The 1,014-nt window shown below is 45.2% G+C and carries 1 protein-coding gene; it reads left to right on the top strand.

The window, feature by feature from the left end:
* The coding region (hemL, locus tag REG_RS09325; protein ID WP_006705406.1) for a glutamate-1-semialdehyde 2,1-aminomutase at nt 1-1,014 on the top strand (1,014 nt) is incomplete at both ends.

Below are 1,014 nucleotides of genomic sequence, written 5' to 3'. Positions count from 1 at the left end.
GTGGGAGGAAAAACCATTATTTATTAAACGCGCTGAAGGGGCTTATTTATACGATGTCGATGATAAAGAATACATTGATTACGTTGGCTCATGGGGTCCCATGGTGCTGGGGCACAATCATCCTGTTATTCGTGACGCTGTGATTAAAGCGGCTCAGCAAGGCTTAAGCTTCGGCGCACCGACTGAAATTGAAGTCAAAATGGCAGAGTTGATCACGAAAAAGGTACCCAGTATGCAGATGGTGCGGATGGTTAATTCAGGTACTGAAGCCACTATGAGCGCTATTCGATTGGCACGTGGTTATACTCAGCGTGATAAAGTCATCAAATTTGAGGGCTGTTATCACGGCCATGTCGATTCTTTACTGGTAAAAGCGGGCTCTGGCGCGTTAACCTTTGGGCAACCCAGTACCTTGGGTATCCCGGCTGATTTTGCTAAACATACGCTTAATTGTACCTATAATGATTTGATGTCGGTACAAGAAGTATTTGAGCGATATCCTGATCAGGTAGCTTGCATTATCGTTGAGCCGGTTGCAGGGAATATGAACTGTGTGTTACCTGTCGAGGGTTTTTTGTCTGGTTTACGTGTTTTATGTGATCAATTTGGTGCCTTGTTAATTATCGATGAAGTGATGACCGGATTTCGGGTCGCATTAGGGGGAGCACAAGCCTATTATAATGTAGATCCGGATCTCACCTGTTTGGGGAAAATTATCGGGGGAGGTTTACCGGTAGGGGCATTCGGTGGAAAAGCTGAAATAATGAGGAAACTCGCCCCTAGTGGTTCCGTTTACCAAGCTGGCACCCTGTCTGGTAATCCTATCGCCATGGCGGCGGGTGTTGCCTGCTTGCAGGAGTTATCTAAGGATGGCGTTTATCACAGGTTAACAGAACTAACGGATAAATTGGCTCAAGATCTTTGCGCTGTGGCTAAAAGAAAAAATATTCCACTGGTTGTCAACCACATTGGTGGTATGTTTGGTTTGTTTTTACCAAACGTGAAAAAATCACC

The organism is Candidatus Regiella insecticola LSR1, from assembly GCF_000143625.1.
GTDB lineage: Bacteria > Pseudomonadota > Gammaproteobacteria > Enterobacterales > Enterobacteriaceae > Regiella > Regiella insecticola.
This window is presented reverse-complemented; position numbering and strand designations above follow the sequence as displayed.